Consider the following 26710-nt stretch of genomic DNA (forward strand, 5'->3'; position numbering starts at 1 on the left):
CAGGGTTCTTCAAAACCTGATATACTTGCCAGCGACAAAGCTTGAGGCATTGTTGTGTGAGATGGGAACATTACCTCAAGTACAGACGTATGTAAAATCGAGTAGCGGTTGTCAGCTATTAGTAAAAACTACTCAGCAAGTTACAACCCATACAGTAGTCTGTAATTTACGTGGATTTAGGTGTGAAGGAGAGAAATCATGGCAGATTTAGATTTTATTAACGAAGAGCAATTGCTCACAGCCAGTCAACTACAGCCTGTTGTGGTTGGGAATGCTGGCCCGGCAATTTTAGGCATCAAGTTCAATGACCTGAACCGAGATGGGGTCAGACAGCCCAACGAACCAGGTCTTCGGGATATCCCCATCCTCCTCGAATCAGCAACAAGCAGCAACGGTGTATTTAATGCTGGTACTGGCGAAGTCTTAACCACGACGGACGCTAACGGCGCGTTCTCATTCATAAATCTTGCCCCTGGCAATTACGTACTCACCGAAACGGTACTACCTGCTGGTTTCACCGCTACTACTCCCAACCCCCTGGCTGTCACTCTCGGCAACCGAAATGTCAACGTTTTCTTTGGCAACGCGGGAGTTCCACCAGTTACAGGCAGTCGTATCGTAGGATGCAAATACTTAGACATAGATGGCGACGGCTTCCGAGATGGGAATGAACCGGGGATTAAAAATGTCAGGATATATATTGATTCAAATGGCAACGGTCAACGCGATGCAGGGGAACAGAACACTTTAACAGACAAAAATGGTGGATGGTCGTTCAACGTATTACCCGGAAGCTACAAGATTCGGGAAGAACGGATCAGACGACAGATTAGTTCTGTTACCGGACTAGAAGTTAATGCTACGGATGCAGAACCCTTAGAAACACAAGATTTTCCCCAAAGCACTCCCCCCGGCAACGTTCCGGTACTCGACGTGACGGTAGCAGCAGGTCAAACCTTTGCCTGCGCTCAAGTTGGCGATACTCCGCTCTATCAAATTGAAGTTAACAAATTTCGCGACATAGACCGCAACGGCTTGCGAAATGTGGTTAGTGGAGTATTGGAACCCCCCATTGCCCGAGTACCGTTTATTTTAGATGTGAACGGGAACGGTCGCTGGGATGGAGCAGGCTCCGAACCGATAGCCATCACAGATGCGAACGGAGTAGTTACCTTCAAGGATTTGCGAGCTGGCAATTACAGAGTGTTGGAAATTTTTCCAGGTGTACTGCCTGCAGAAGTAGGTGGCGGTGCCCCAGGAAACCTGAATGCTCCAGTAGCAACCACTCCAAACCCCGCTCTGGTTTCGGCACCAGGGCCACAGGCGCGATTCCAGGGTACCATCAGCAGAGAGCAACCGCTGTTAGTAGCAGACTCAACCTACACGCTGAAACCAAACGACCCTAAATTCGTAGACACCAACCGCGACGGCGTTCAACAAGCAGGTGAAAGAGCGATCGCGACCACTGGTGAGCGGCCGATTTTTGCAGCGCCAGTTACAACTTTACCAGCGCGGAACCCATCGCCATCACTTACCTTTTCTCCGGTTGGAGCTACTCAGGGTATTGGCAATAATGCAGGTGTGGGCAACACTCTACCACTCATCAATGTCTTCAAATACAACGACTTGAATGCCAACGGTCGCTTTGAACCAAATCAGGGTGAAGCGCCAATTAGGGGTATCACTGTCTTCCTGGACACCAACAATAACGGGACTCCCGACACTGGCGAACAGCAACTGAGCACAAATGAGCAGGGAAGAGCTGCCTTTACCAACTTGGCACCGGGCAACTATGTCGTCCGAGAAGTGGTACCGCCGAATTTCTCGCCTTCTACTCCAGATCGCGTTGATGTTACCCTGAACACTCAGGACGCCAACGTTACCTTTGCCAACACACCCAACAGCAACATCACCGGGTGCAAGTTTGAGGACTTTAACCTGAACGGTTATCGAGATGGCAATGAACCAGCTATTGCTGGTGTCACCATTGCTATCGATACCAATGGTGACGGTGTGTTGCAAGCAACAGAGCCCACTTCTATTACCGATCAGTTTGGTCGTTTTGCATTCAACAATTTGCGCCCTGGCAATTACAGCGTTCGGGAAGTATTACCTTCGGGCTTCTTCAAAACGACTCAACCGCTGGATATTGTTCTCGGTGCGAATCAAACCTTTACTTGCGCTTTGGTGGGTAACTCTCGCCGTTATGACCTCTTGGTTCCTAAATTCCGAGATGACGACCGCAACGGTATACGCAACGGAAACGAACCGCCCCTTGCCGATGTACCCTTCACTTTGGATTTCAACGGCAACGGTCGCTACGATGCTGCAACAGAACCGCTGGTGAGAACTGATGCTGCTGGTATTGCTCGGTTTAATAATTTGTCTCCAGCCAGCTACTCGGTTTTGGAAGTCTTCAATACTCCGGGCGTTACCAACAATTTCCCGATCCCAACTGGCCCCAACCCGGTTAGCTTTGACGTGCCGGGCCCTAACACAGTGCCTACGACATCTGTGGCGACCCCAGACCCATCGGGAATAGTAAGACTAAGTAGCCTCGATCCGGTGACTGGTGAATCTCAGAACCTGGAAACTGCACCCGATCCTCTGAATAACCCCGACCCTTCACTCAATGCTACGGTTAAGGCCAGCAGCATTGATACCAGCTTGATCGTACCTGGAAATGCAGGTATTAAGTTTGTTGAGGACATGAGCTTGAGCGGCATCGCGAGTGCAGTGACTGTATTGTTGCCTGAAGATAAGAAGGATTTACTGTTAGGTGTTCCTGCTACTCCTCCGACTGGTTTCTAATGTTAAGTTGAGTCTGTAGTGTGAGACTCAGCAATTAGCAGCTAACTTGTTTAAACAGCACGTCAAATTATGTTTTGGCGTGCTTTTTACTGTTGTGACAATCTTAACAACTGGTTTCGATCGCCCGAACTGTCTTTAGTGGTAGGGAACGATCGGCAAAAAGAGCGATTCCCTAGTTCCAGAAAACCTTTATTTATAGAGGTAGAACTTAGAGGAATATGTTATGCCAACTCAACAACAAACCAATCCGGCTCAACATCAAGAACAGCAACCCGGTATTGAATCCGAGATGACTCCGCAACCTCAATCCTTCGCGGAGGGATATCGCGGTAGCGACAAATTGCGCGACAAAGTAGCCTTAATTACCGGCGGAGACAGTGGAATCGGGCGTGCAGTGGCGATCGCCTTTGCCAAGGAAGGCGCTAACGTGGTCATCAGCTATCTTAACGAAGATGATGATGCCAAAAAAACCAAAGAGGCGATCGAACAACAAGGCCGCCGCTGTATTGCGATCGCCGGCGACATCGGCGATGAAAGCCTCTGTCAAAACCTTGTAGAACAAACAGTTAAAGAATTTGGCCGCCTCGACATCCTCGTCAACAACGCCGCCGAACAGCATCCCCAAGAAAGCATCGAAAACATCACCGCCGAACAATTAGAGCGCACCTTCCGCACCAACATTTTCTCAATGTTTTACCTGACAAAAGCGGCTCTCAAACACCTCAAACAAGGAAGTGCAATTATCAACACTACCTCTGTCACCGCTTACAAAGGCAATCAACAATTGCTAGATTACTCCTCCACAAAAGGAGCAATTGTTGCCTTTACTCGCTCCTTGTCTCAAAGTTTAGCTGAGAAAGGAATTCGGGTCAACGGAGTCGCCCCCGGCCCGATTTGGACGCCTCTAATTCCCTCGACTTTCCCCGAAGAAAAAGTGGAGAAATTTGGTGCAGACACGCCCTTGGGACGCGTCGGTCAACCCGATGAAGTGGCTCCCAGTTACGTGTTTTTAGCTTCACAAGATTCGTCTTACATGACTGGTCAAATTTTGCATCCCAACGGAGGATCGGTGATTAACGGCTAAAATCTTTCTTCTTGCTCCCAATGCTCGTAGGGGCGGGTTTTACCGAAAATCTTTGATAAAATTCATAATATAAATAAACCCGCCCTCTCCACAACTCGGGGGGCGGGTTTATTTATATTATGAATTACCCGAAATATCTTTCGTGAAACCCGCCCCTACAAATAATATATTTATTTTTTAAAATTGTCTTTCAAAAAACAGTAATCCCGCTACGTGGGTAGCGGGATTGATAGGTTGCAGTTTAGCTAGTTTTTAGCTCAGCTAGAGCTACAATTAGCTTGCTGCTGAATTAGCTCAGGTTAGCCATTTCTTGCTGCATTGTGCTTTTGGCTGCTTTGAATTGAGTAGCCATTTGTTCCATTTGCGCTTCGCTTAAGTTGCGGCGAATTTGAGCGAACATATCGCTTTCTTCTTCTTTTACGTGATCTTGAACCGCTGCTTGGAGCTGTTTGATTTGGGCTTTGAAATCAGAAGAACTGGGGTTCATTGACTTAATCTTGGCGAGCATTTGCTTCATTTCTGCTTGCTCGTCGTACAGTTCTTGAGTGTTGCTGTAGTAGCTGCGAATTGCTGGGTAAACAATTTGCTCTTCGGCTTCTGCGTGAACGCTGAGGTCTTTGTAAAGTTGACCGAAGAATTCTTGCAGTTTTTGAGGATCGTCGGTGCTTGCGATTTCCATAAATAGGGTATCGGTTTTGCGGTGATCCATGGTGAGGATTTCGGTGATGTTCATCTCATCTTTGGTGCGGGTAACTGCACCGCCGATGATGCCTGTCATGGCAGCCATTGCATCTTGCACGCGAGCCCAAACGCCTTGGTCGGGGTCTTTGCCGGTCAGTTCGCGCACGCCTAAAATTTCGAGAACTCCTTTGAGTTGTTCTTGGTGAGCGCGGTTCTCAAAGTTAACTGTGTTGAGCGGGGTAATGGCAGCTTCGATGTCGGCGCCGACTACTTGAGCAGCTTTGTGAATTAACAAACCGGCCATTGTTTGTTTGTGTTTGAGCAGTTCGTGCTGGGTGACTTTTTCAAACAATGTGAGTTCAGAACCTTGCATGAGTTGCTGAACTTCTTCAATCATTTTGGCGCTGGTTTCTTTGGGTTCGGTTTGAATTCCGTATTGAACGATTACGGTTTCTAATACGCCCAAGTTTTTGCGATCGTCCTCGAGCATATCCCGGAAGCGCTGGGCTAGTTCGGAGTCGTTGCAGGAATTGATGAACAATTGCTCGTTGGCGATCAACAGGTTTTGCAGCGCTTTCATGTCTGCTAATTTCATCGCGATCGCTTGGCGCTTGGTATCTTCTAGGGTAGCTACCATCTGTCGTTTCTCCTCTCAATGTCTTTAGTGTTCTTACATCTCTTAATTTATTGATATATTCTGATAACATCCTCTTTCTCCCGACTGATTCATTAATATCCCGTGCAACCTATTGACTTTTGAGCAAAAAAATGGTAATAAATTAAGGCTCGAGGTTGTTTAAAAAAAAGCAAAAATTACTTCCTGACCACTGCCCACTGCCCACTGCCCACTGCCCACTGCCCACTGACAACAGTCAACAGTCAACAGACTTTTGTATCAATTAATCCCGATCGCAGAGCCCTAAAGCGCTACCATAGTTGCAGCCGAAGTTAACTAAAGTTTAAGAATAACTAGCTTGTCTCAACTGCTCACTGCTTTAGAGTTCCCAGCCAATGTCTGGAAGCTGAATAATGGGTTAACGGTCATTCACCAGCGGATTTCGGCCACACCGGTGGTCGCGTTAGACGTGTGGGTGAGGGCTGGCGCTACGCTGGAGCCGGATTCTTGGTCGGGAATGGCTCATTTTCTAGAACACATGATATTTAAAGGGACGGATTCGATCGCCCCTGGAGAATTTGACCAGGTAATCGAAAATCGTGGCGGTGTCGCCAACGCAGCTACAAGTCACGACTACGCCCATTTTTTCGTCAACGCTGCGGCCGATTATTTAGCAGAAACAGCCCAGCCGCTGGCAGAATTGCTGCTGCGGGCTTCGATTCCCGATCGGGAATTCGATCGCGAGCGAGATGTGGTGCTAGAAGAAATCCGTCAAGCTCAAGACAATCCCGATTGGCTGGGTTTCCAAGCAATGATGGAAACAGTTTACCAGCGACATCCCTACAGGCGATCGGTACTCGGCACGGAAGAACTGCTGATGTCGCGAACTCCCCACGAAATGCGCTGTTTCCACCGATCGCACTATCAGCCGGAAAATATGACAGTGGTGGTAGTCGGGGGAATTGATGAACAACAGGCCAGAGATATTACGGGTAAAGCTTTTGAGCAGTTTTCGGATCGGTGGGATTGTCCCAAATTAACCGCAGAGGCGGAACCGCCACTGATAGAAATTCGCCGTCAGGAATTGAGCCTCCCCCGATTGGAACAAGCGCGGCTGATGATGGCCTGGACGGGGCCGGGAGTTGAACACTTGCAAAGTGCTTGCGGCTTGGATTTGCTGTCGGTGTTGCTCGCAGACGGGCGGACTTCGCGTTTAGTCAGGGAACTGCGGGAAGAATTACAATTGGTAGAGGCGATCGACAGCACTTTCTCGCTGCAACGGGAATCGAGTTTATTTACTATCAGTGCAGTCTTGGACGCTTCTGATGTCGAAGAGGTGGAATCTCGGATTTGCGATCGGCTTTGGGAATTGCAGTCTGAGCCTGTTTCCGAGGTAGAATTGCTCCGCTGTCAGCGTTTGCTGTGCAACGATTTTGCTTTCTCGCTCGAAACGCCGGGACAGCTAGCGGGTCTTTATGGATATTACAATACGATCGCCAGTGCCGAATTAGCGCTCAGCTATCCCACCAGGATTAAAGCGTTTGGGCCCTTAGACCTCCAGCGCCTAGCTCAACAATATCTCTCTCCCCGACGCTATACAGCCGTGGTACTCAAACCAATCTAATCGTTAAGTTTGTGAATATAAATATCTTTTGTACCCGATAGATGTTCGGCATTTGTCCGGGGATCTCTGTGCTTGTGGCGCACCCTACGGGATAAATGTTGTTACATTTAGATGTTGTGGGTCAGGCCCTGCCCGGTATGACATCATACAAGATGCACATGGAAAATAGAAAAATGGCAATCAAGTAATTACCGATTACCAATTACCAATTACCAATTACCCATTTTCACTTACCAATACTTCAGCTACTCTCAGTACAAGTTCCCAACTAAATTAACCATGAAAAATGAAATCCAGCGCACGGTTTTAGACAACGGTATTGTTGTCTTAGCAGCAGAAAATCCAGCAGCAGATATTATTGCAGCTAGGATATTCCTGCGGGCCGGCAGTCGCTACGTGCAGCCGGAACAAGCAGGATTGTGTCACTTGCTGTCGGCGGTAATGACTAAGGGAACCGATCGGCTGTCTTCGCTGGAAATTGCCGAGCGTGTAGAATCGGTGGGAGCGAGGTTGAGTGCCGACTCTACTACAGACTATTTTTTAGTGAGTTTGAAGACGGTTTCTGCGGATTTTGAGGAGATTTTGGAGTTGGCGGCGCAATTGACCCGATCGCCCACTTTCCCGGAAGCTGAAGTCGAACTTGAACGCCGCATTGCCATATCGGCAATTCGATCGCAACAAGAACAGCCATTTGCGATCGCCTTCGAGCAATTGCGGCACGCGATGTACAAGGAACATCCCTATGCTTTCTCTCCCTTGGGCACGGAAGCTACTATGTCAAAGCTCACCAGAAACGAGCTCGAACAGTTCCACAAAACCTATTTCCGTCCCGATAATGTAGTTATTTCTGTAGCCGGCAGAATCTCGACCGAAGATGCGATCGCCCTGATCGATCGAACTTTTGGGGACTGGAAAGCGCCTTTAACACCCCTGCCAACTTTAACCGTCCCCCCCCTATCACCCTCCCCTCAATCGGTCGTTACGGCGCAAGATACGCAGCAATCAGTGATTATGCTGGGCTACCTCGCACCCTCGGTCAAAAATCCCGACTATGCAGCGATTAAGTTGCTGAATACTTATTTGGGTAACGGTTTGTCGAGCCGATTGTTTGTGGAATTGCGGGAAAAGCGGGGCTTGGCTTACGACGTTTCCGCGCTCTACGCGACGCGCTTGGACACGGCACAGTTTGTGGTGTACATGGGTACGGCGCCGGAAAATACAACGACGGCTTTTGAAGGATTGCGTACAGAAGTCGATCGACTCGCCAACATCGAACTAAGCGAGGAAGAATTGCAAGCTTGCAAGAATAAAATGCTCGGTCAATATGCTTTAGGAAAACAAACTAATTCGCAAATTGCCCAAGTTTTAGGCTGGTACGAAATTTTGGGATTGGGAATTAAATTTGACCAACAATTTCAAGAAGAAATTGCACAGGTTACAGCTTCACAAGCGCGGGATGCTGCTAAGAAATATTTTGTAGAACCGTATATTTCTTTGGTGGGCCCGGAGGCGGCGATTACAGAATTGGGTGTAGTGGCTGTTTGTTGAGTAGGCAATGGGCGATCGAACTTTTCAAAAGTTCGATCGATGCGAGCGCACATAAAAAGACTTTTCGCTGTTGGTATAACGATTGCCTTCAACAGCGGCATTAGTTTTCGAGCCATCACTAGAGTGTTTAGACTGTCCGCTGCCAGCCCTGGTTGGGCTGCGATGACATTTATAATTATATCAGATATGATATAAATGGCGATATGGACGAAATCAATAAACCTTTAGCCTGGTTACAGGGTGAGGTTAAAACACCACCTTTTAGTCAAGAAGCACGCATAGAGGCTGGTGTGCTTCTTAGACGTTTGCAGCAGGGTGAAAGTCTCGGAATGCCTCATTCAAAACCTATGCCGAGCATTGGCAAACACTGCCATGAGCTAAGAATCCGGGATATAGGTCAAAATTGGAGGCTTATTTACCGAATCGACGAAGATGCAATTCTGATTCTCGAAGTCTTTAATAAGACCACTAGAAGTACACCAATCAACGTGATTGAAAACTGCAAGAAACGATTGAAAAAGTATGACACAGAAATAGAGGACTAATGTTATATGGATGAAGCGAAAAAGAAGCGTCTAGAAGATCAAGGCTGGAAGATAGGCTCGGCCTCGGAATTCTTACAACTTTCACCAGAGGAATCGATCCTAATTGACATTAAGTTAGCCCTCAGTCTTAATCTCAAAGAACGTCGGCAAAGATTGATGACACAGGCAGAGTTAGCTGAGAAAATCAACTCCAGCCAACCTCGTATTGCCAAGGCTGAAAATGGCGACGATTCGGTTTCCATTGAACTGTTAATACGCGCAATCCTGGCAACAGGTGCAACGCCTCAAGATATAGGGCAAATTATTGCTCAAGCAGGATAGAAAGAACGATTACTCACTCATAATACTATGCAGCACCACTTAAAACGCACGGTTATGCTGGGTGCTGAGTTTTTTGGCTCTCTATATATTGGCGTAAAACGTTATTAATTAGAGTTTTATACTGTTATCCTTGAGCCTCAAACCACTGCTTCACATCTGGATCGATCTGAACTAAGTTGTGGGCTCGATCGGCTGGAATACGTAAAGTCGCTCGTTCAAAAAATTCATCGGTCAGCGGTGGAATATCTGAGTAGTCGATATTCTCTTCTGACCTTGACTCTAAGGCGGCCCAGTTAGTACCAGAGGTACTGTTCAAATCGTTTCTGCTCATGACGGTTGGCTCTTCGCGCTGAAATGATTCGGATTACATTGTTTTGACGTTCTGTCCAGACTACTACCGCTATTCCAGAACCGAGAAAACCGATTCCAAACCAGCGATTTTCGCCATAATCAAAACGATCGGAAGAGCTCAATCAGCATTTCACCATCAAACATCGCGGGAACATCGGCAAAATCAATCTGATGTTTACGGATGTTTTCAAGGTTTTTCGCTTCGTCCCACTCAAATTGCCTGAAGGATTAGGAGAAGCGAGATTAAACTATCTTCATTCACGATCGCGCATTTGGCTCAACAGGTTTTATGCTGCACTGGAGATCGATGTTGGGATCTAAACTCGATCGCCCGCAAGCATTAAACACGGGAAAAAACTTAGTGCGACTTCAATTGAACCTTTTCTGTTCCCGATCGGTCTAAATTCAAGACAGACCCATCAGGTCTAATTTATATGTACTTCGTAAAGCACTTTCAGATTAAAAAAGAGCTGACTCCGTGGGTTAGCGGACTCCTCGCCGCTTCCGTGCTTGCAGGAGTAGGCTACACAGCTTACAGCCAGCTAACAGTCAAATCCAGCCGCGAAACTAGGCGCAAGGAAAAAACCGTTGCTGTAGAAAGGGTGAACCTGCCGATTACAATTTCGGCAAACGGCACAATTGTGCCCGAACGTTCCGTTAACGTCAGCCCCAAAACTTCAGGAATGCTCAAAAGTTTGCTTGTCAAGGAAGGAGATAAAGTTGAAAAAGGGCAGATTCTCGCCTACATGGACGACTCCAACCTGCAAGGCCAGCTTACCCAAACTCGCGGACAACTCGCAGCCGCGGAAGCAAACCTGCAAAAATTGCTCAACGGCACTCGATCGCAGGACAAAGCTGTGGCTAAGGCGGTGTTAGCAGAACAACAGGCAATTCTGGAAAAATTGCTCAACGGCAATCGCAGCCAAGACATTGCGGTAGCTGAGGCACAACTAGCAGAACAACAGGCAAATTTACAAAAATTGCTCAACGGCAATCGCAGCCAGGATATTGCTGTAGCCGAGGCACAACTAGCTGAACAACAGGCAAATTTACAAAAATTGCTTAAGGGCAATCGGCCTGAAGACATCGCCCAAGCGATCGCCCAACTCAGAGATGCCGAATACGCCAAAAACCAAGCTGAGGAAGACTTTCAGAGAAATCAGGAACTCTATAATGCCGGAGCCCTTGCTTTGCAAATTGTCAACAACTCCCGCACCGCGCGCGATCGAGCTCAAACGCAAGTCAGGCAAGCCGAACAAGCTGTAGCTTTGCTGCAAGCGGGTGCTCGCCCTGAAGAAATCGCTGCGGCGCGGGCTGCTGTGGAGCAAAAACGGCAAGCTTTGACCCTGGCGCGATCGGGCGCGCGCCCCGAAGACATCGCTGCGGGGCGGGCCGCAGTCGAGCAAAAACGGCAAGCTTTGGCCCTGGCGCGATCGGGCGCACGCCCGGAAGACATCGCTGCGGGGCAGGCCGCAGTGGAGCAAAAACAGCAAGCTTTGGCGCTGCTAGAAGCCGGTTCCCGCCCCGAAGACATCGCCCAAGCCCGCGCCCAAGTTCTCGCCGCTAGAGGCAGCCTGCAAAGCGTTCAAGCGCTGATCGACGACACTGTGCTACGGGCTCCTTTCACCGGCACTGTTACCCGCAAGTACGCCGATCCGGGCGCTTTTGTGACTCCCACTACGGCAGGTAGTGCGGTTTCTTCGGCGACTTCTTCTTCGATTTTGTCCTTAGCTTCAAAAAATCAATTAGTAGCAAACGTAGCAGAAACTAATATTTCTCAGATTAAGATGGGCCAGGCTGCGTCTATTCAAGCCGATGCTTTTGCGGGAAAGACTTTTGCAGGTAAAATCACTCAAATTTCGCCTCAGTCGATCGTCCAGCAAAATGTGACAAGTTTTGAGGTAAAAGCGGCAATTATTAATGATGATAAACAAATGCTGCGATCGGGCATGAATGTGAATGTTGAGTTTAAGGCTGGTGAGCTCAAAAATGTTTTGGTAGTTCCGACTGCGGCAATTGTCCGTCAACAAAGGGAAACGGGGGTTTATGTTCCCGGTGGAGAAGATGGTAAACCTGCTTTTATGCCGATTAAGACTGGTATCACGGTGGATGACAAGACGGAAGTGCGATCGGGTTTGAAAGGAAATGAACAAGTGCTGCTTAGTTTACCCGCCGGATTGCGGCCTCGATCGCAAAATCCATCGTCGGGGGGGATTCCGGGTTTGCAACCGGGTGGGGGAACGCGCTTGCGTTAGTAGTCAGTCCGCGCAGTAGGGGCTAGTTGGTTCGTCGCAGAGTCCGCCAGGGATTGAAATCCCTGTCTCATAGCGAAAGTCCTCTGAAAGAGGACTGAAGAGTTAGTTGATGTACATCGATTTTAGACGAATTTTCAGTCGGTTTCAACTCACCTCTTGCACCATTCTCAAGAACGGGCTCTCCGGCCCGTTCCACAAAGAGTGAATTTTCTTGTGGAACAGGCCGAAAAGCCTGTTGCTAAACAAGTAATTGAGAATGGTGCAACATCTCAGTTTCAACCGACTGTCTTCTATGAGACGGGGGTTTCAACCCCCGGCGGGTCGTGCCACAAATCATATCGTTTCCGGTTGCATCGTCAGGTGATAAATTAGGGGCCAATTTAGGCATAATCCTTAGAAGTTGCCACCAAATAACAAATAACTAATAACTAATAACATGAAATTACAGAGTCGCCCCCGTACCAACAAAATCTCTAACGTTCAAATCGCTTTCATGGCGACAGAGGCGCTGTGGAATAATAAGTTGCGTACCAGTTTAACTATGCTGGGCGTAATTATTGGGATATCTTCGGTAATTGCCATTACTTCGGTGGGACAGGGAGTACAAAAATCAACTGAAGAACAGTTGAAGGCTTTGGGTACAAATGTGCTGTTGGTTTTATCCGGCGCTTCGCGATCGGGCGGTGTCAGTCAGGGAAGCGGTTCTGCTACTACCCTTACTTGGGATGACGCTAGGGCGATCGGCAAACAAGCTCCTGCAGTTAAGGCGATTTCGGCTTATTTGCAGCGCCAAGTGCAAGTCGTTTACGGCGGACAAAATTCATTTACTTCGATTTTGGGAACGGATTTAAACTATCCAGATGTGAAGAACATTCAACCCCAAGAAGGACGGTTTTTTAACGAGGATGAATTGAATGCTGCTGAGCCTGTAGTTGTCCTCGGTTCTAAGGTGCGGGACGAACTTTTTGGAGCCGGAGTTAATGCGCTATCCTCTGATATTCGCATTCAGGGAAACCGCTACAAGGTCATTGGGGTGATGGAAAGCAAGGGGTCTGTAGGGGGAACCGATCAGGACGATCGAGTGTATATTCCCCTCAAAAATATGTCTGCGCGGATTGTGGGGAGAAATTCTTTAGCGGGGATTGCAATATCGGGTTTTTGGTTGGAAACTGCGGGCGAAGCGGATTTAGCGGATGCTCAATTTCAAGTGGAAAATATCATGCGCTTGCGCCACAATATTTATCCGCCACAACCGGATGATTTTCGAGTTGTAAATCAAGCTGAGATTGTTAATACTTTCAGCAATGTGATAGGTTTATTTACGGTTATGGTGGGTGCGATCGCCGGAATTTCTTTGGTGGTTGGCGGCATCGGTATTGCTAATATTATGTTGGTGTCTGTTGTGGAACGCACTAAGGAAATCGGGATTCGCAAAGCGGTAGGCGCTACTAATGCAGCAATTCTCATTCAATTCATGGCGGAATCTATTTTAGTTTCCACGGTGGGGGGAACGGCGGGTATTGGGTTGGGAGTTGCGATCGCCTTTGGGGCCTCGACAGCGTTCAAATTTCCGTTTGTGGTTTCTGTATGGTCGATCGCGGCGGGTTTTGGGCTATCTTTTACTGTAGGCTTATTGGCGGGAGTATTGCCGGCTCGGAATGCGGCTCGCTTAGATCCGATCGCAGCTTTGCGGAATGATTGAAGTTAGTGACGTTCGCCCCAGTTAAATTCAACACTCTTGGACGCACGAGTGGTCTGAAACTGGGGAAAGATGGACGATCGGACTTGGTTGTCGGCCACAGATTCGCTAACGGGACTTAGACCAAAATCCGGTCAAAAATGGCTGCAAACTCCGACAGGTAAACGGTTTGAGCTTGAATTGGCTTGGGACCCCAATTGACAAGGGTTTCAGCTCTGACGGGGCCTCAAACTCTTTCCCTTACCTAGAGTGCGTTTCAGGTAGTTTAGGGGCTAGAAAATGTCTGAGTCCAATTAGAAATAATATACGCTTATTCAAATATAATAACAAAAACCCCTTATCCAACACGCAATTTCCATGTTAGAAGCATTGGTATTGGCAACAGTATTTTGCGGATTTTTTGGTATCATCTTTAAAAAGAACCTGCTCATGAAAATCGTCTGTATGGATGTCATGAGTACAGGGGTTATCGCCTATTACGTGGTGGTGGCATCGCGAGAAGGCTTGCTGACACCAATTATTTCAAAGGGGAAAAATGTTGTCGCTTACGCCGATCCGGTTCCCCAGGCGGTGATCTTAACGGCGATCGTGATCGGCTTTTCGATTCAGGCTTTAATGCTGGTCAGTGTGATGAAGCTGGCACGAGATAATCCGACATTAGAAAGTAACGAAATCGAGATGAATAATACCCCATGAATACCCTGACGCTAGCCTGGATTGGACTCCCGTTTTTTGTCGGGTTTACTATTTATTTGATTCCGAAGTTTGACAAGTATCTCGCAATATTCGGAGCGCTCGCGTCCGCTGCCTATGCGTTCCAGCTTTTTGTGATGCCGTCAGCGGTGACGCTGGAGTTACTGGATAATTTCAGTGTCACGTTGTTAGTCGATCGCTTGAGCGGCTATTTCATCTTAACCAATGCCTTAGTCACGGCAGCGGTGATTATCTACTGTTGGCCCACAGAGAAGACGGCATTTTTTTATGCACAGATTCTGATGGTACACGGCAGCCTGAATGCGGCCTTTGCCTCTAGTGACTTTATCAGTTTATATGTGGGGTTAGAGGTCAGCGGCATTGCGGCGTTTCTGTTGATTGCCTATCCTCGCACCGATCGCTCGATTTGGGTAGCTTTGCGCTATCTATTTATTAGCAACACGGCCATGCTGTTTTATCTAGTCGGTGCCGTGCTGGTTTATAAGGCAAGTAATTCGTTTAGTTTTGCCGGCTTGGGTGCAGCGCCCCCAGAGGCGACAGCTCTGATCTTTATGGCACTCTTGGTTAAGGGAGGTGTGTTTGTATCGGGGCTATGGCTACCGTTAACTCACTCGGAATCAGAAACGCCTGTGTCGGCTTTGCTGTCAGGGATTGTGGTCAAAGCGGGGGTATATCCCCTCGTGCGCTGTGCGCTGATGGTGGAGGAGGTGGCACCCATCGTCCAGATTTTCGGAGTCGGGGCCGCGTTGATGGGCGTGTTCTATGGCATCTTTGAAAAGGATACCAAGCGGATGCTGGCGTTCAGCACGGTTTCGCAGTTAGGTTGGATTCTCGTAGCCCCGGAAGCGGCAGGCTTTTATGCCCTCGCCCACGGCGTGGTCAAATCGGCGCTGTTCCTGATTGCGGGTTCTTTACCCAGCCGCGACTTTAAGGAATTGCGACAAAACCCGATTAATACTGCGATCTGGATTGCCTTAGTCGTGGCTAGCCTTTCGATCTCAGGCTTTCCCTTTTTGGTTGGCTTTGGGGCAAAGATGTTGACTTTGAAGAATTTGACACCCCCTTATGCGCTCGCCATGAATGTGGCAGCCGTAGGAACGGCTATCCTATTTGCTAAATTCATCTTTCTGCCCCGTGGTGGACCAGCAAAATCAAAACCCGGTTTTTGGCCTGCGGTGTTGCTGTTGGTAGGTGGGCTGATTGCAGCCAATGCCTTTTATGTTGAGGCCTATACGCTGGACAATATGCTTAAGGCGATCGCCATCATCGGCGTTGGTTGGTTAGCCTATTTTCTAATTTTTCAACGCACGGCAATCAAACTGCCACGTATGCTTGAACAATTCGATCATTTGGTCGGTTTTATGAGCTTGATTTCGCTCCTACTATTCTGGATGGCATTCTCAACATGATTGGACAGCTAATATTAAGACTGACGATCTGGTTTCTACTCACAGCCGATTTTAGTTTGGCAAATATTGCGATCGGCTTCATCATTGCTTTCCTGTTGCCGCGCAGCTACACACCCCCGGAACCTTTGAGGGAATGGTTGGGGGTGTTGGGTAAAATCTTCATGGCGATTCCGATAGCTTATATAGAAGCTTTTGAACTCATCCTCCGTCCCCACAGACACGAAGATGTGATCATGGAAAAAGTGCCAAACCATCGATCGCCCTTGCTGATCTTCCTAGATGTCTTCCTGATCACTTTTACTCCCAAGACGATTGTTGTGAAATATCACGAAGAGGGTTTTTACGAAGTACACCGAGTGCGGCGGACTTCGAGTAATTAGCTGAAGTTTTTTCGGAATTATTTAACCGCAGAGAACGCAGAGAACGCAGAGAAGGGAGAAATAAATAAGTAGATCGGCGATAGAATACGTAAGTATGTCCGCAGTTAGTAAAAGTCCTCTATCGCAGGGGTTACGATACTTTACATTTTGTGACATACCCGATTTTATTTACACGCTCGATATTGGCTCATTCTCAAGAATCTGTAGGGGCGGGTTCACCAATAGCTTTAAAGATTGCAGACAGGTTAAATAAACCCGCCCCCACCCGCGAAACAGCCTGTCAAGAACAGGCAGGATGCCTGTTCCACAATGATGGCAGAGGTCTATTAAGTTGCACTATTCTCAAGAGTTTCTTGTGGGGTGTAGGGGGTTGGGCACGCGAGCCCGCCCCGATATTAAGTAAGAAAAATTAGGAGTGCACACAATTGAACAACTTGAACAACGTGATTTTAATTGCCATGATTTTGGCTCTGCTCATACCCATGTACGAGGTATGGAAAGATCATGATATCTGGCAGACAATGTTGGCGTTTGCCAGTATTTCGACCAAGGCGGCAATCATCGCTCTCGTCATATCCGTCTGGCGCGATGATTGGATGATCGGTGTGGTGGCGGCGATTATCCTCAGTGTGGGTAATGCTGGATTGATGTTGTTGGCACAAATAATCAAACGTATCAGTGAAGCATGATCGTAATAGATGTATTGAGCTATACCTGCATCGGTATAGGGATTTTTTTCTGGTTTTGGGGTACTTCTTACCTACTTGGGAAGCGATCGGTTTTATATAAACTGCACAGTCTTTCGGTAGCAGATACGCTGGGTTCGATCGCGATCGTCGTCGGATTGCTGCTGAAAATACCCAGTAAATGGCCCCTGCTGATTCTGGCGATCATTTGCTTAGCAATATGGAACACAATGCTGGGATATGTGTTGGCCTATTGTTCCAAAACAGGGACTAACTATGAACGATAATAGCTACATTTATGTCCTCGTCGCTCTGCTGCCCTTAGCTGCTGGTATGGTGGTATTTCAGGTCAATCCATACCACGCATTGCTACTGCGGGGGGTATTGGGAGCGATCGCCGCCTTGGTGTATACAATTTTAGGCGCGGGGGATGTGGGCTTAACCGAAGCCTTGATGGGTACTCTACTCGCGATTACACTTTATGCAGTGACGGTGCGTTCATCCTTCGTGCTGCGTCTGGGTGTAATTGAAGAGGGGACAGAGGGCGATGCTATACCAAACGACAAAACCGCAGGTCATTTTAAGCAACTGATAGATGACATCCGCACAGTTTTTGAGAAACGCCATATGCGCCTGGAACTCGTTCCCTATGCGAGTGCACAGGCATTGCAGCGGGCGCTGATGGAAAAAGAAGTTCATGCAGCTTGTGCGCCAGAAAACCAACTCGAACACAGGGGCGAAGCGCAACTTTATAACACCGCAATCAGAGTTCGGCGTGTCTACGACATCATGCAAACCGAACTTTCATCACCGGGGACAACCCTAACCTATGTAAATACACCAGACGCAGAGGACAAACATTGATGAAGTGGGTTTACTTTTTATCAGGGATAGCGCTGTTTATCAAAATGCTGCTAATCGCCAATCCCACAATGGAGTTATCGCAGCAAAGTTCGATCGTCGAATTGGTTGTTCAAGATAGTGGAGTATCCAATGCGGTTTCCGGTATCATTTTGCGAAATCGGCTGTACGACACGATCTTTGAAGTCGTAGTATTTACGATCGCCATCTTGGGTGCAAGTTTTATGCTAGCAAATGAACAGCCGTCCTGCGCCATATATCAGTTTACCGATCAACCATCGATTATTTTGGCGCGATTGGGAGCGACGATTGCCGCCTTGGTGGGTGTCGAACTAGCAATTCGCGGGCATTTAAGTCCCGGCGGTGGTTTTGCCGCAGGTGTAGCGGGGGGAACTGCGATCGGCTTGGTGGCGATTACCTCATCACCGCAGTGGATGCAAGAAATCTACCAGCGCTGGCACGCCGCGACTTTGGAGAAGGTTTCGGTACTTGTTTTCATTGTATTGTCCGTTATCACTCTGTCAGGATATGAGTTACCGCACGGAGAGTTAGGCACGCTTTTGAGCGGTGGCATTCTCCCCTTGCTCAATATCCTGGTTGCAGTCAAAGTGGCATTAGGATCGTGGGCGGTGCTGTTGGTGTTTATTCGCTATCGCGGATTGCTATGACAAATGTTCCGATCTCAAATCCATTGGCATCGAAATTATTCATCTCTCTCAATCTCTGACTCTGTGTCCTCTGTGTTCTCTGTGGTTTAATCATTCAGCAACAACCGTAAACGATATTTTACGTTTATAAGGCTTACCCACGAGTAGTCAGAAACCGGGTTTTTTGCGAAATACTTCGTTACACCCGCAGAATTTTCCAAAAACCCGGTTTCTTTGCTTTTGGTGAGTAATTCCTGTGTACTCATCTGCGTGCATCTGCGGTTAAAAAATCCAATCTGCAAGATATCAGCTTATACTAAACCAGCTTGAAAAATCTGGTTTGCTGTGAGGTTCAAATCAGGAAAAGTTTGCGACACAATGCGATCGTTCTCTCGAAACTTGAGGACTTGATATTCACCATCAACCAAGTTACAGACAGAAATTGTCGGTTGTTTGGGATTGCCAATAAAATTGCGTCCACCCAACGCAGCATAATCCACAATCCAATATTCAGGGATACCCATCTCCTCATAATCAGCATATTTCAAATAGTAATCATCGCGCCAATTGGTTGACACAACCTCAATTACCAACGGTATCGACGCACCCAAACTGAGGATAGATTGTTTTTTCCACAATGTTTCATTTACCAGATTTGCACGATTTAGCACCAACACATCGGGGAAATAACCAGAATCTTTTTCAGGAGGTCTAACTATCACTTGGTTGGGGATACCGTAGGACAATCCCAGACCTTTGATTTCAACAGCAATTTTGATTGTAAGAAAGCCTGTAACTTCTTGATGCTCGCCTACAGGTTGTATTATTTCAACAATATATCCATTATGCAATTCGTAGCGTACCGCCGAATTTTCAGGCAGCCACTCCACAAATTCCTCGAAGTTTACGAGTTTAGGTAAAGCTTGAGTCATAGGTTTTCACAAATACCGATAATATCAATTATATCTCTATTTATCTGCGTTTATCTGCGGGCATCTGCGGTTAAAAATTACGAATCTGCCAGCCTTGCTAGATTCAGACAATTTAAAATGCTGGATTTAATCGATCGCTTTTCATCCCAAAATACGATCGCCGAATAAAAGTTAATTGCCACCGATGAATTCAAAAACTCACATTATCTAGATAAACTCCGATCGCGCCTCTAATCCTCTAATTAATTCCCTGAGTGCTTCAAAACACTCTCAGGCTGGTGCGTTTCGCTTGCTCAACACACCCTACAGCTTTAAGCTTGAGACACCACTACCACTTGCTACAATTTGCTTGAGAACGCGGTCTAACGCCTTGGGGTTATCCAGATCCACCGCTTGTAGCAGGCCCGAATCCACCAGTGCCGAGGCCCGTTCGTCTTTCACCGTTCCATTCAACGCCGCCACCAAAATATCCGCCGTCCTGCCACTGCCTGCGATCGCCACGATCGGGCGCTGTGCTTCCACGCTCTGGGCTGCATCCTTCCAAGTAATTTCGCCCCCATTGATTAAAATGGTCACAGAGGGCAAACCACCGGATAGCACACTACCGACTTGCGCCATCCACGCAGACTCATCCCCCCATTGCGAACCCGGAACCAGGATAAAATGGGTGTGATAGGGTTCTAAGCCACAGGCATCTTCTGCAGGAGGTGGCTGGTTCGGTAATGTTGCCAAACCCACGCAGGTAACGCCAATCAGGGGAAAGGTTCCACCCATTTGCGATCGCGCCTCCCCCATCATTTGCATTACCCCAGCATCAGTCCCGCCATCGACCACACAGGCATTTAAAGACTCGGCGAGGGCAGCCAGAACCGTTAGAAAGAGCGATCGCAGCCGTTGGCGATCGACGGGGCTGAGTTTACTGGCACCGCCAACCACCACGATGACTGGACGCGGACTAGAGAGTCCCAGTTGCTGTAGAGTTAAGGTCAGGTCGGCATTGGCTTGAGAATAGATAGCTTTTGCCGTCAGGCCGTTGGAAAATTCGATCGAGAAAGATTCTTGCATGGAAAAAATACAACGCTACATAGAAAAATAGCTCGATCGGCAACCTAGCTATTAGGTCTTGAAAATCAGGTTGAGTGGCGATCTCAATCCTAACAATGCGATCGAGCATTCACTCTAACAACCATTCAATTCACAGTTGACTGATAACTGATAACTGTTCCCCCTGAACTCATCGCAACAACTTAGCGAGCTCAATTCTCCGTAAACGGATTCTCACCCTTTTTCAGCTTATCAATCCAGCCTTGCCGCTGTTTTTTGCCCTCTGCCGAATCCGTGCCCTCGATAAACGCTTGAAAATCTTCGATCGCCCCTGCCCTATCCCCCATCTCCGCCCGGGCCCGCCCACGACTATCTCGAACCTCGACATTGCCCGGTGCAAGTGCCACCGCCGTATCGCACGCCGATATCACGGTCATTGCCCCTCCCTTCTGCACACCGTACTTACACAGCCTCTGCCAAGACTCTTGAGGGATCTTCCAGGTTGCGTCGAACTGCTTTGCTTTCTCGAATGCCTTCACTGCTTCCTGAACTTTACCCTCTTGGACTAGGTTTTCCCCTTGGGCGATCGAACCGCCCGCAGCCCACTGTTTAACCTTGTCATCTGGTGGCACGTTAATGCTGGGCAATAATTTCTGGGCCTGTTGGAACGTCTCGATGGCTTGGCCCAAATCGCCTTGCCGCGCGATCGATTCACCTTGATTGACTAAAAACTGGGCTTTTTCCGCATGGTTCCAGGCCAGCCTTTGACAGGTTTCCCCCGCCTTTTTCGCCACGGAGATCATTTCCGCATCCTCATCACCAAACTGCGTTTGGGGCGCGACTAAAACGGGATGTAAAATTACTCGCTTGCACGCGATCTTCAGCCAATCTTGCCAAGTGCCAACGCGCCATTTGCGAAGCGTGCGATCGTCACTGCCGCTGATAATGGTTTTACCGTCCGGGCTAAACGCAACTGAACGGACTAATTCCGTATGTCCCTTGAGGGGCTGACCGATGGGTTGACCGGAGGTGTCCCACAGGCGAATTGTATTATCGAAACTACCGCTGGCAATGGTTTTGCCATCCGGGCTAAATTTCACCGAGTAGATTGAATTGGTGTGTCCTTTAAAGGGTTTACCGAGGGGATTGCCTGAAGTATTCCACAGGCGAATAGTATTGTCATTGCTACCACTGACGATCTTTTTGCCATCCGGGCTCCAGGCCGCCGAGAATATCCCATCCTTATGCCCTTTGAAGGGTTGACCGATGGGATTGCCTGAAGTATTCCACAGGCGAACTTTCCTGTCCCAGTCACCGCTGACAATGGTTTTACCATCGGGGCTCCAGGCCACTGAATAGACCGAGTTTTTATGTCCCTTAAAGGGTTGACCGATGGGCTTGCCTGAAGTAGTATCCCACAGGCGGAGCGTGCTGTCATAGCTACCACTGACAATGGTTTTACCATCAGGGCTCCAGGCCACTGAATTGACCGCATCTGTATGTCCTTTAAAGGGTTGACCGATGGGCTTGCCTGAAGTAGTATCCCACAGGCGAATTGTCTTGTCCTCGCTACCACTGACAATGGTTTTGCCGTCTGGACTCCAGGCCACTGAATAGACCGCATCTTTATGTCCTTTAAATGGCTGACCGATGGGCTTGCCTGAAGTAGTATCCCACAGGCGAATTGTCTTGTCATTGCTACCGCTGACAATGGTTTTGCCATCGGGGCTCCAGGCCACTGAGTATACTTCTTTATCGTGCCCGGTGAAGGGTTGACCCAGGAGGTAGCCGTCCGTATCCCACAGACGAATCGTCCCGATATTGTCGCTACTGAAAATGGTTTTGCCATCGGGGCTCCAGGCCACGGACTCGACTGAACCCACGTGCCCCATGAGGCGATGACCCAGGAGAGGATTCCCCCCCTGATCCCAAAGAGAAATGGTTGCATCCCCGCCCCCACTGACGAGGACGCTACCCGTGCGACTAAATGCGACTGACGCAATCGACGCACCCTGATGCCCTTTGAAGGGTTGACCGATGGGTTTCCCCGATGTGTCCCACAAACGAATCTGCCCGTCTTCGCTGCCACTGGCAATGGTTTTACCATCGGGGTTCCAGGCCACTGACGTGACCTCCTTCTCATGCCCCGTCCAAGGTTGACCAATGAGTTTACCCTGACGAGTCCACAAACGAACCGTTGTGTCCATGCCGCCACTGACGATGGTTTTTCCATCGGGACTTAATGCGATCGATCGAATCCCACCCAGATGCCCTTTGAAGGGTTTAGCGACGGGCTTGCCATTCGTGTCCCACAGGCGAATCGTCCCGTCATCGCCACCGCTGACGATCGTTTTACCATCGGGGCTAAATCGGATTGACAAGACTTTGCCTTGATCCCCTTCCCAGCGTTGGCCCATGAGCTTACCAGTGATGTCCCACAAGCGAATCGTCCCCTCTGTATCGCCACTGACGAGCGTTTTGCCGTCTGGGCTCCAGGCCACGGAATGGAGGGCGGGTGTAAGCCCATTGGGCAACGGGTCGATCAGTTTACCCATGGGATAGCCAGAGGTATTCCACAGGCGAATCGTCCCGTCATCACCCGCACTCGCGAGGGTTTTGCCGTCTGGACTCAACGCTAATGAGTAGACTGGCGCTGTGTTTGCTGTCAGGAGATTGCGCTCTCTGGCATCTCCGGCGGCATCGCGCAAGCTAGACTGCACCTGGGCAAACGTCTTCCGGTGAACCTCTGGGGATGCAGCTTCGCTTTCACCTGTGGCTTTAATCGCCAGAAGGAGTGCCTGTAGGGGATCGGCATTGAGCAAAGTTTGCACGCGGGCAGCATTTTCCTTTAACTCGGCTATCTTCGTTAGATCTTGCGCTTTTTTAGTTTGCCTTTGCGCCACTATTAGCCCAACTGTTGCGGCAGTAGTGGCAAGTGCCATGATCGAGAGCGCACCCACGATCGCTCCCGTTAATAGCATCTTATTTTTGCGTTTTTCGGCGCTACTTTCGGCTATATATGCCTTTTGTAACTCGGTCGCGGCGGGCTGTTTCTTTTGTGCTTGAATGTCTTTCAACCAAGCTTCGGCAACTGCTAATTCACTTCCCCGCAATAGTAAGTCTTTCGTCTTATTTTTTTGATGCCACTCCCAAGCCCGCTGAGACCATTTCGTATGATTGTGTAAGTGTTCTCTGTCTGTATCCAGGGTTCTGACCAATTGATTAAAATTGGCATTGAAATCCCCCTCGTTTTGATTGAAATCAATCCACTGGACTTTGGCTAACTCCGGATGCAAGTCTGCGGAATTGACAGGCCGATGCAGCAGCGTCACAAACCGCTTGTTCAACTTGGCGGCATACTCCACTTCCATCGCGCAATAGGGTGAATTTACCGATTGCGGGGAAAGAATAAATAAGAAATTATCGGACGATTGGATTCCCTGCTCTATTTCTCGCGCAAAATCCGCTCCCGAAGCAATACTTTCTTGGTCGAACCAGGTCGTTTTTCCCTGGAGTTGCAGTCCGTTATTGAGCTTTCTGGCTAAATCCGAATCTACGCGAGAATAAGAAATAAAAACATCGAGGGACTCCAAGGGCGGTTGCCGCAAACTTTCCGCAATAAATTCTTCAATTAATGCTGTTGGGCGATGCTGCGTCCGTTTCTGCCCTACCTTCAACCACACCTCTGCACTTCGCAAGTTATAACCTCGCAGCAGAATACTCGGATTCTTATGCTGTCGCTGCCACTTCAAGGCTTGAGTCAGGAACACTTTATGCTCGTTATAGTAAACTTCATCCTGATGTATAATCTTCAGCAATTGACTTTCATCGAGTACATAGTCCCCTTCTTCTACGTTGTCGGTGAGGTCGATATACTGCACGCCCTGCAATGCCTTGGGTATCGATTCGGGTGGCGTTTCTCTAACTAAAATGGGGATAAGTCGCTTGTGGAGTGATACTGCATACTCTAATTCTTTCCGAACAAACTCGGATTGTACAGAGTCGGGCGACACCAGATAGACCAAATTATCGGTTTGTTCGATGCCGCGATCGATCGCCCTCTGAAAATCTTCTCCGGTTTGAATATCTGTTATATTCGTCCAAACGGTCAAACTTTCTCGCCTCAGACTGTTGCGAATTTTCTCCATTGTTTCCCGATCCTGCTCGGAATAAGAGATAAACACCTGAGTCATCAAGTTATTGCCATTCTTGATGCTTTCAGTAATGTATTCGCAATGCAAGTCCGTCGGCACGCAAGGCGGCTGTTCCGAGTTAAAATGAATTTTTAACCAAGCTTCTGCTTGCTTTTTCTCGTCGCCAACTAACAGCCATCGATTTTGTTTTTGCTGCCGTTCCCAGTCTAAGGCTTTGACTAACAATTGCGTATGCTTTTCTACATAATCGGCGTGGCGGTTTAGTAATTCAAGTAATCCGGTCAAAGATTTATCGAAGTCATCAATTCCCTCGCGAAAATACACCCAGTTGATTTTGCCGATCGCCGGGTGCATATTCTTAAAACACGAATGCAATCCTTTGGCTTTGTAGGCTTCCCACTCCTCGTCGGTTCCCTGGGGTTTTCGCTGCTGCCAAAGGTGTCGATCGATCTGTTCGACGTGCAGTAAGGGAATTATCCGTTTGTTGCGCCGAATTGCCAGTTCGATTTCCTTGCCGCAATAAGGCGAGTTGATCGAATGCGGTGCGATGATAAATAAGAAGTTGTCGGCTTTCTCGATGCCGTCGTCAATTTGATTTTGGAAATCGACTCCCAGGGGAATATCGTTTTGGTCGAACCAAATATTCAACCCTTCTTCTCGCAGTCTCTGGTATAACTTTCTGCCGAAAGCTAGACTATCTGCTCGTCCGTAAGATATAAAAGCATCAAATATTGTTTTCATAGTCAGGGGTAGGTAAATAGGGAATAGGAAATTGGGAAATTTCCATCGAATTAAAAGATTTTAGATACGGCGAATGGTAGACAGCAAAACCGCGCCACCTCACGCGGATTGGATGGGACTCGAACAACATCAGGCGCTGCTGAATCAAAGTATGATTTTTCCTGTCGGGGTAATTCTAAGTGCTTACCCCCTCAGCGGTGAGGCAACCACGGAGGGATTGAGCCTACAAATTTCATACCCAATTCAGCAAGGCCCATTTACGATATCTTGACAATCTAGATATCGTGGGTTGACTTTCCCTATCTCTATCATGGCTTGGCGCCACTGTCTCTGTCAGTCGGAAAAGTCGGATCTTAAAGTCGGAAAAGTCGGATCTTTGCCATAAGTACATAATTTATGGCGTTGCTGAATACAGATATGAATTCAAGATTTCGGCATTGCTATCAGCCTGCTTGAGGGTGAGTTTTGTAAGGCTCTGGTGAGTTTTAGGTGATAGTAAAAATAAAACGTACCGTGGGAAAAGCCCGAAAGCCTGTGTGAGCCAGAGGCTCCCAGTACCGTTTCCACCAGCAATTGAGAACAGCCAATTTATTCGTCTACTATAGAGTTGCTGACGACAATATTGATGCCCTATGGCTTTTTGATTAAGTGCGATCGGACAAACACATCATACCATAGATAGATGACACAGCAATAATAAGTATTTAGGCGTTGCTGATTCACGGTATGAATCAACTTTTCGCTTGATGTTGCAAAAGGCTTTTCAGGATTTCTGGTGAAAACGGTAGTGTCAGCCTCTGGCTCACTCCGGCTTTTGGGCCTTTCCCAGGGTACGTTTTATTTTTATTATCCGCTCAAACTCACCAGAGCCGGGGCTTTAGCAATCCTTACTGGCACTTTACCGCCAGTGTGCCATCTGCTACACCGATTTTTGGGAAGATCCGGAATTTGGCGGGGTTGTCACACGGTGAACCCATACAGTGTTTACTTTTCCAAGTGATTCACGCTTGCCCTGATTTTAAATACTGATTGCTGTGTCATCTATCTAGGGTATGATGTGTTCGTAAGCTGTTGTGCATTTAAATAGAATGTCAACAAACAATCTAAGTCTTGTGGGGTGGGCGTCTCGCCCGCCCTGAATATGCAATTTAAATGCGTGACAGCTTACCATAAAACTTACTCAAGAAGCCATAGGGCCTCAATATTGTCGTCAGCAACTCTATAGTAGACGAATAAATTGGCTGTTCTCAATTGCTGGTGGAAACGGTAGTGTTAGCCTCTAGCTCAAACAGGCTTTCGGGCTTTTCCCACGGTACGTTTTATTTTTACTATCAACTAAAACTCACCAGAGCCTTACAAAACTCACCCTCAAGCGGGCTTATAGCAATGCCGAAATCTTGAATTCATACCTGTATTCAGCAACGCCAGTTTTCCGAGAGTGACAGAAGAGGGATAGTTCATAGGATTCCAGTCGTTGGTCAACAGTCGAACTAACAAAGCGCTTGCGCTATCGAACTGCTGCCTCGTGAAATAAGGAATGAGAATTAAATAACTTCCACAAGTTTGTGGGATGGGCGTCCCGCCCGTCCTTTTTGGACGGGCGGGAC

Annotated in this window: 23 protein-coding genes; 17 read left to right on the forward strand and 6 right to left on the reverse strand. The window is 48.1% G+C overall.

The features are described from left to right. Positions 1 to 198 precede the first annotated feature (198 nt). Together QUB16_RS15660 and QUB16_RS15665 are read left to right on the forward strand one after the other, a co-directional pair. On the forward strand, positions 199 to 2811 hold the full coding sequence (locus QUB16_RS15660; protein WP_333317396.1) for an SdrD B-like domain-containing protein: 2613 nt from the start codon (positions 199 to 201) through the stop codon (positions 2809 to 2811). A 223-nt stretch (positions 2812 to 3034) separates the two neighbouring features. Further along, positions 3035 to 3895: an SDR family oxidoreductase gene (locus QUB16_RS15665; protein WP_333317398.1), complete on the forward strand. Its 861-nt coding sequence runs from the start codon at positions 3035 to 3037 to the stop codon at positions 3893 to 3895. Positions 3896 to 4184: 289 nt separating this feature from the next. Here the strand turns inward: QUB16_RS15665 and QUB16_RS15670 are convergent, their stop codons facing one another. After that, the gene (locus QUB16_RS15670; RefSeq protein ID WP_333317400.1) at positions 4185 to 5213 is read right to left on the reverse strand and encodes a hemerythrin domain-containing protein; all 1029 of its coding nucleotides are present in this window, start codon (positions 5211 to 5213) and stop codon (positions 4185 to 4187) included. 337 nt (positions 5214 to 5550) lie between these two features. Between QUB16_RS15670 and QUB16_RS15675 the strand changes: the two genes are divergently transcribed. The 4 genes from QUB16_RS15675 to QUB16_RS15690 all read left to right on the forward strand — a co-directional run bounded on the left by QUB16_RS15675 (position 5551) and on the right by QUB16_RS15690 (position 9230). Continuing rightward, a complete protein-coding gene (locus QUB16_RS15675; RefSeq protein WP_333317401.1) occupies positions 5551 to 6816 on the forward strand; it encodes a pitrilysin family protein in 1266 nt (421 codons plus the stop codon). Positions 6817 to 7095: 279 nt separating this feature from the next. Then, positions 7096 to 8364: a pitrilysin family protein gene (locus tag QUB16_RS15680; RefSeq protein ID WP_333317403.1), complete on the forward strand. Its 1269-nt coding sequence runs from the start codon at positions 7096 to 7098 to the stop codon at positions 8362 to 8364. Positions 8365 to 8567: 203 nt separating this feature from the next. Then, positions 8568 to 8909, forward strand: a complete 342-nt coding sequence (locus QUB16_RS15685) for a type II toxin-antitoxin system RelE/ParE family toxin (protein ID WP_333317404.1) — start codon at positions 8568 to 8570, stop codon at positions 8907 to 8909. Positions 8910 to 8915: 6 nt separating this feature from the next. Next, entirely contained in the window at positions 8916 to 9230 is a 315-nt protein-coding gene (locus QUB16_RS15690; protein WP_333317405.1) for a helix-turn-helix transcriptional regulator, read from the forward strand. Between the two features lie 124 nt (positions 9231 to 9354). On the opposite strand, the gene QUB16_RS15695 is transcribed toward QUB16_RS15690, so the two are convergent. Together QUB16_RS15695 and QUB16_RS15700 are read right to left on the reverse strand one after the other, a co-directional pair. Continuing rightward, positions 9355 to 9561 (reverse strand): hypothetical protein, encoded by a 207-nt coding sequence (locus QUB16_RS15695; protein ID WP_333317407.1) that lies wholly within the window; start codon positions 9559 to 9561, stop codon positions 9355 to 9357. Then, positions 9524 to 9703: a BrnT family toxin gene (locus QUB16_RS15700; protein WP_333317409.1), complete on the reverse strand. Its 180-nt coding sequence runs from the start codon at positions 9701 to 9703 to the stop codon at positions 9524 to 9526. The genes QUB16_RS15695 and QUB16_RS15700 overlap by 38 nt, the downstream gene beginning before the upstream one ends. 312 nt (positions 9704 to 10015) lie before the next feature. Between QUB16_RS15700 and QUB16_RS15705 the strand changes: the two genes are divergently transcribed. From QUB16_RS15705 to QUB16_RS15750, 10 genes are all read left to right on the forward strand, one after another. Continuing rightward, entirely contained in the window at positions 10016 to 11836 is a 1821-nt protein-coding gene (locus QUB16_RS15705) for an efflux RND transporter periplasmic adaptor subunit (RefSeq protein WP_333317411.1), read from the forward strand. Between the two features lie 436 nt (positions 11837 to 12272). Continuing rightward, positions 12273 to 13538 carry an ABC transporter permease gene (locus tag QUB16_RS15710; protein ID WP_333317413.1) on the forward strand — a complete coding sequence of 422 codons (1266 nt, stop codon included), beginning with the start codon at positions 12273 to 12275 and terminating at the stop codon, positions 13536 to 13538. 69 nt (positions 13539 to 13607) lie between these two features. After that, complete coding sequence (locus QUB16_RS15715; protein WP_333317415.1) at positions 13608 to 13736, forward strand: hypothetical protein; 129 nt, start codon at positions 13608 to 13610, stop codon at positions 13734 to 13736. A gap of 156 nt (positions 13737 to 13892) precedes the next feature. Continuing rightward, on the forward strand, positions 13893 to 14231 hold the full coding sequence (locus tag QUB16_RS15720; RefSeq protein ID WP_333052085.1) for an NADH-quinone oxidoreductase subunit K: 339 nt from the start codon (positions 13893 to 13895) through the stop codon (positions 14229 to 14231). Beyond that, positions 14228 to 15658 carry a cation:proton antiporter gene (locus QUB16_RS15725; protein ID WP_333317417.1) on the forward strand — a complete coding sequence of 477 codons (1431 nt, stop codon included), beginning with the start codon at positions 14228 to 14230 and terminating at the stop codon, positions 15656 to 15658. The genes QUB16_RS15720 and QUB16_RS15725 overlap by 4 nt, the downstream gene beginning before the upstream one ends. Continuing rightward, positions 15655 to 16038, forward strand: coding sequence for a Na+/H+ antiporter subunit E (locus tag QUB16_RS15730; RefSeq protein ID WP_333317419.1), 384 nt, complete (start codon positions 15655 to 15657; stop codon positions 16036 to 16038). Before QUB16_RS15725 ends, QUB16_RS15730 begins: the two co-directional genes overlap by 4 nt. Before the next feature lie 458 nt (positions 16039 to 16496). Then, the gene (locus QUB16_RS15735) at positions 16497 to 16727 is read left to right on the forward strand and encodes a hypothetical protein (RefSeq protein WP_333052300.1); all 231 of its coding nucleotides are present in this window, start codon (positions 16497 to 16499) and stop codon (positions 16725 to 16727) included. Continuing rightward, positions 16724 to 17011 carry a monovalent cation/H(+) antiporter subunit G gene (locus QUB16_RS15740; protein ID WP_333206840.1) on the forward strand — a complete coding sequence of 96 codons (288 nt, stop codon included), beginning with the start codon at positions 16724 to 16726 and terminating at the stop codon, positions 17009 to 17011. Before QUB16_RS15735 ends, QUB16_RS15740 begins: the two co-directional genes overlap by 4 nt. After that, complete coding sequence (locus QUB16_RS15745) at positions 17001 to 17588, forward strand: DUF4040 domain-containing protein (RefSeq protein WP_333317421.1); 588 nt, start codon at positions 17001 to 17003, stop codon at positions 17586 to 17588. Before QUB16_RS15740 ends, QUB16_RS15745 begins: the two co-directional genes overlap by 11 nt. After that, a complete protein-coding gene (locus QUB16_RS15750; RefSeq protein WP_333281649.1) occupies positions 17588 to 18253 on the forward strand; it encodes a Na(+)/H(+) antiporter subunit B in 666 nt (221 codons plus the stop codon). The genes QUB16_RS15745 and QUB16_RS15750 overlap by 1 nt, the downstream gene beginning before the upstream one ends. A gap of 290 nt (positions 18254 to 18543) precedes the next feature. On the opposite strand, the gene QUB16_RS15755 is transcribed toward QUB16_RS15750, so the two are convergent. The 3 genes from QUB16_RS15755 to QUB16_RS15765 form a co-directional block, all read right to left on the reverse strand. Next, on the reverse strand, positions 18544 to 19164 hold the full coding sequence (locus QUB16_RS15755; protein ID WP_333317423.1) for a Uma2 family endonuclease: 621 nt from the start codon (positions 19162 to 19164) through the stop codon (positions 18544 to 18546). 303 nt (positions 19165 to 19467) lie between these two features. After that, a complete protein-coding gene (locus QUB16_RS15760) occupies positions 19468 to 20229 on the reverse strand; it encodes a hypothetical protein (RefSeq protein ID WP_333317425.1) in 762 nt (253 codons plus the stop codon). A 191-nt stretch (positions 20230 to 20420) separates the two neighbouring features. Continuing rightward, entirely contained in the window at positions 20421 to 25103 is a 4683-nt protein-coding gene (locus QUB16_RS15765; protein ID WP_333317427.1) for a TIR domain-containing protein, read from the reverse strand. 73 nt (positions 25104 to 25176) lie between these two features. Between QUB16_RS15765 and QUB16_RS15770 the strand changes: the two genes are divergently transcribed. Beyond that, the gene (locus QUB16_RS15770; protein ID WP_333317429.1) at positions 25177 to 25374 is read left to right on the forward strand and encodes a hypothetical protein; all 198 of its coding nucleotides are present in this window, start codon (positions 25177 to 25179) and stop codon (positions 25372 to 25374) included. Positions 25375 to 26710: the final 1336 nt, after the last annotated feature.

The sequence above is a fragment of the Microcoleus sp. D3_18a_C4 genome, assembly GCF_036702415.1.
Classification (GTDB): Bacteria; Cyanobacteriota; Cyanobacteriia; order Cyanobacteriales; family Microcoleaceae; genus Microcoleus.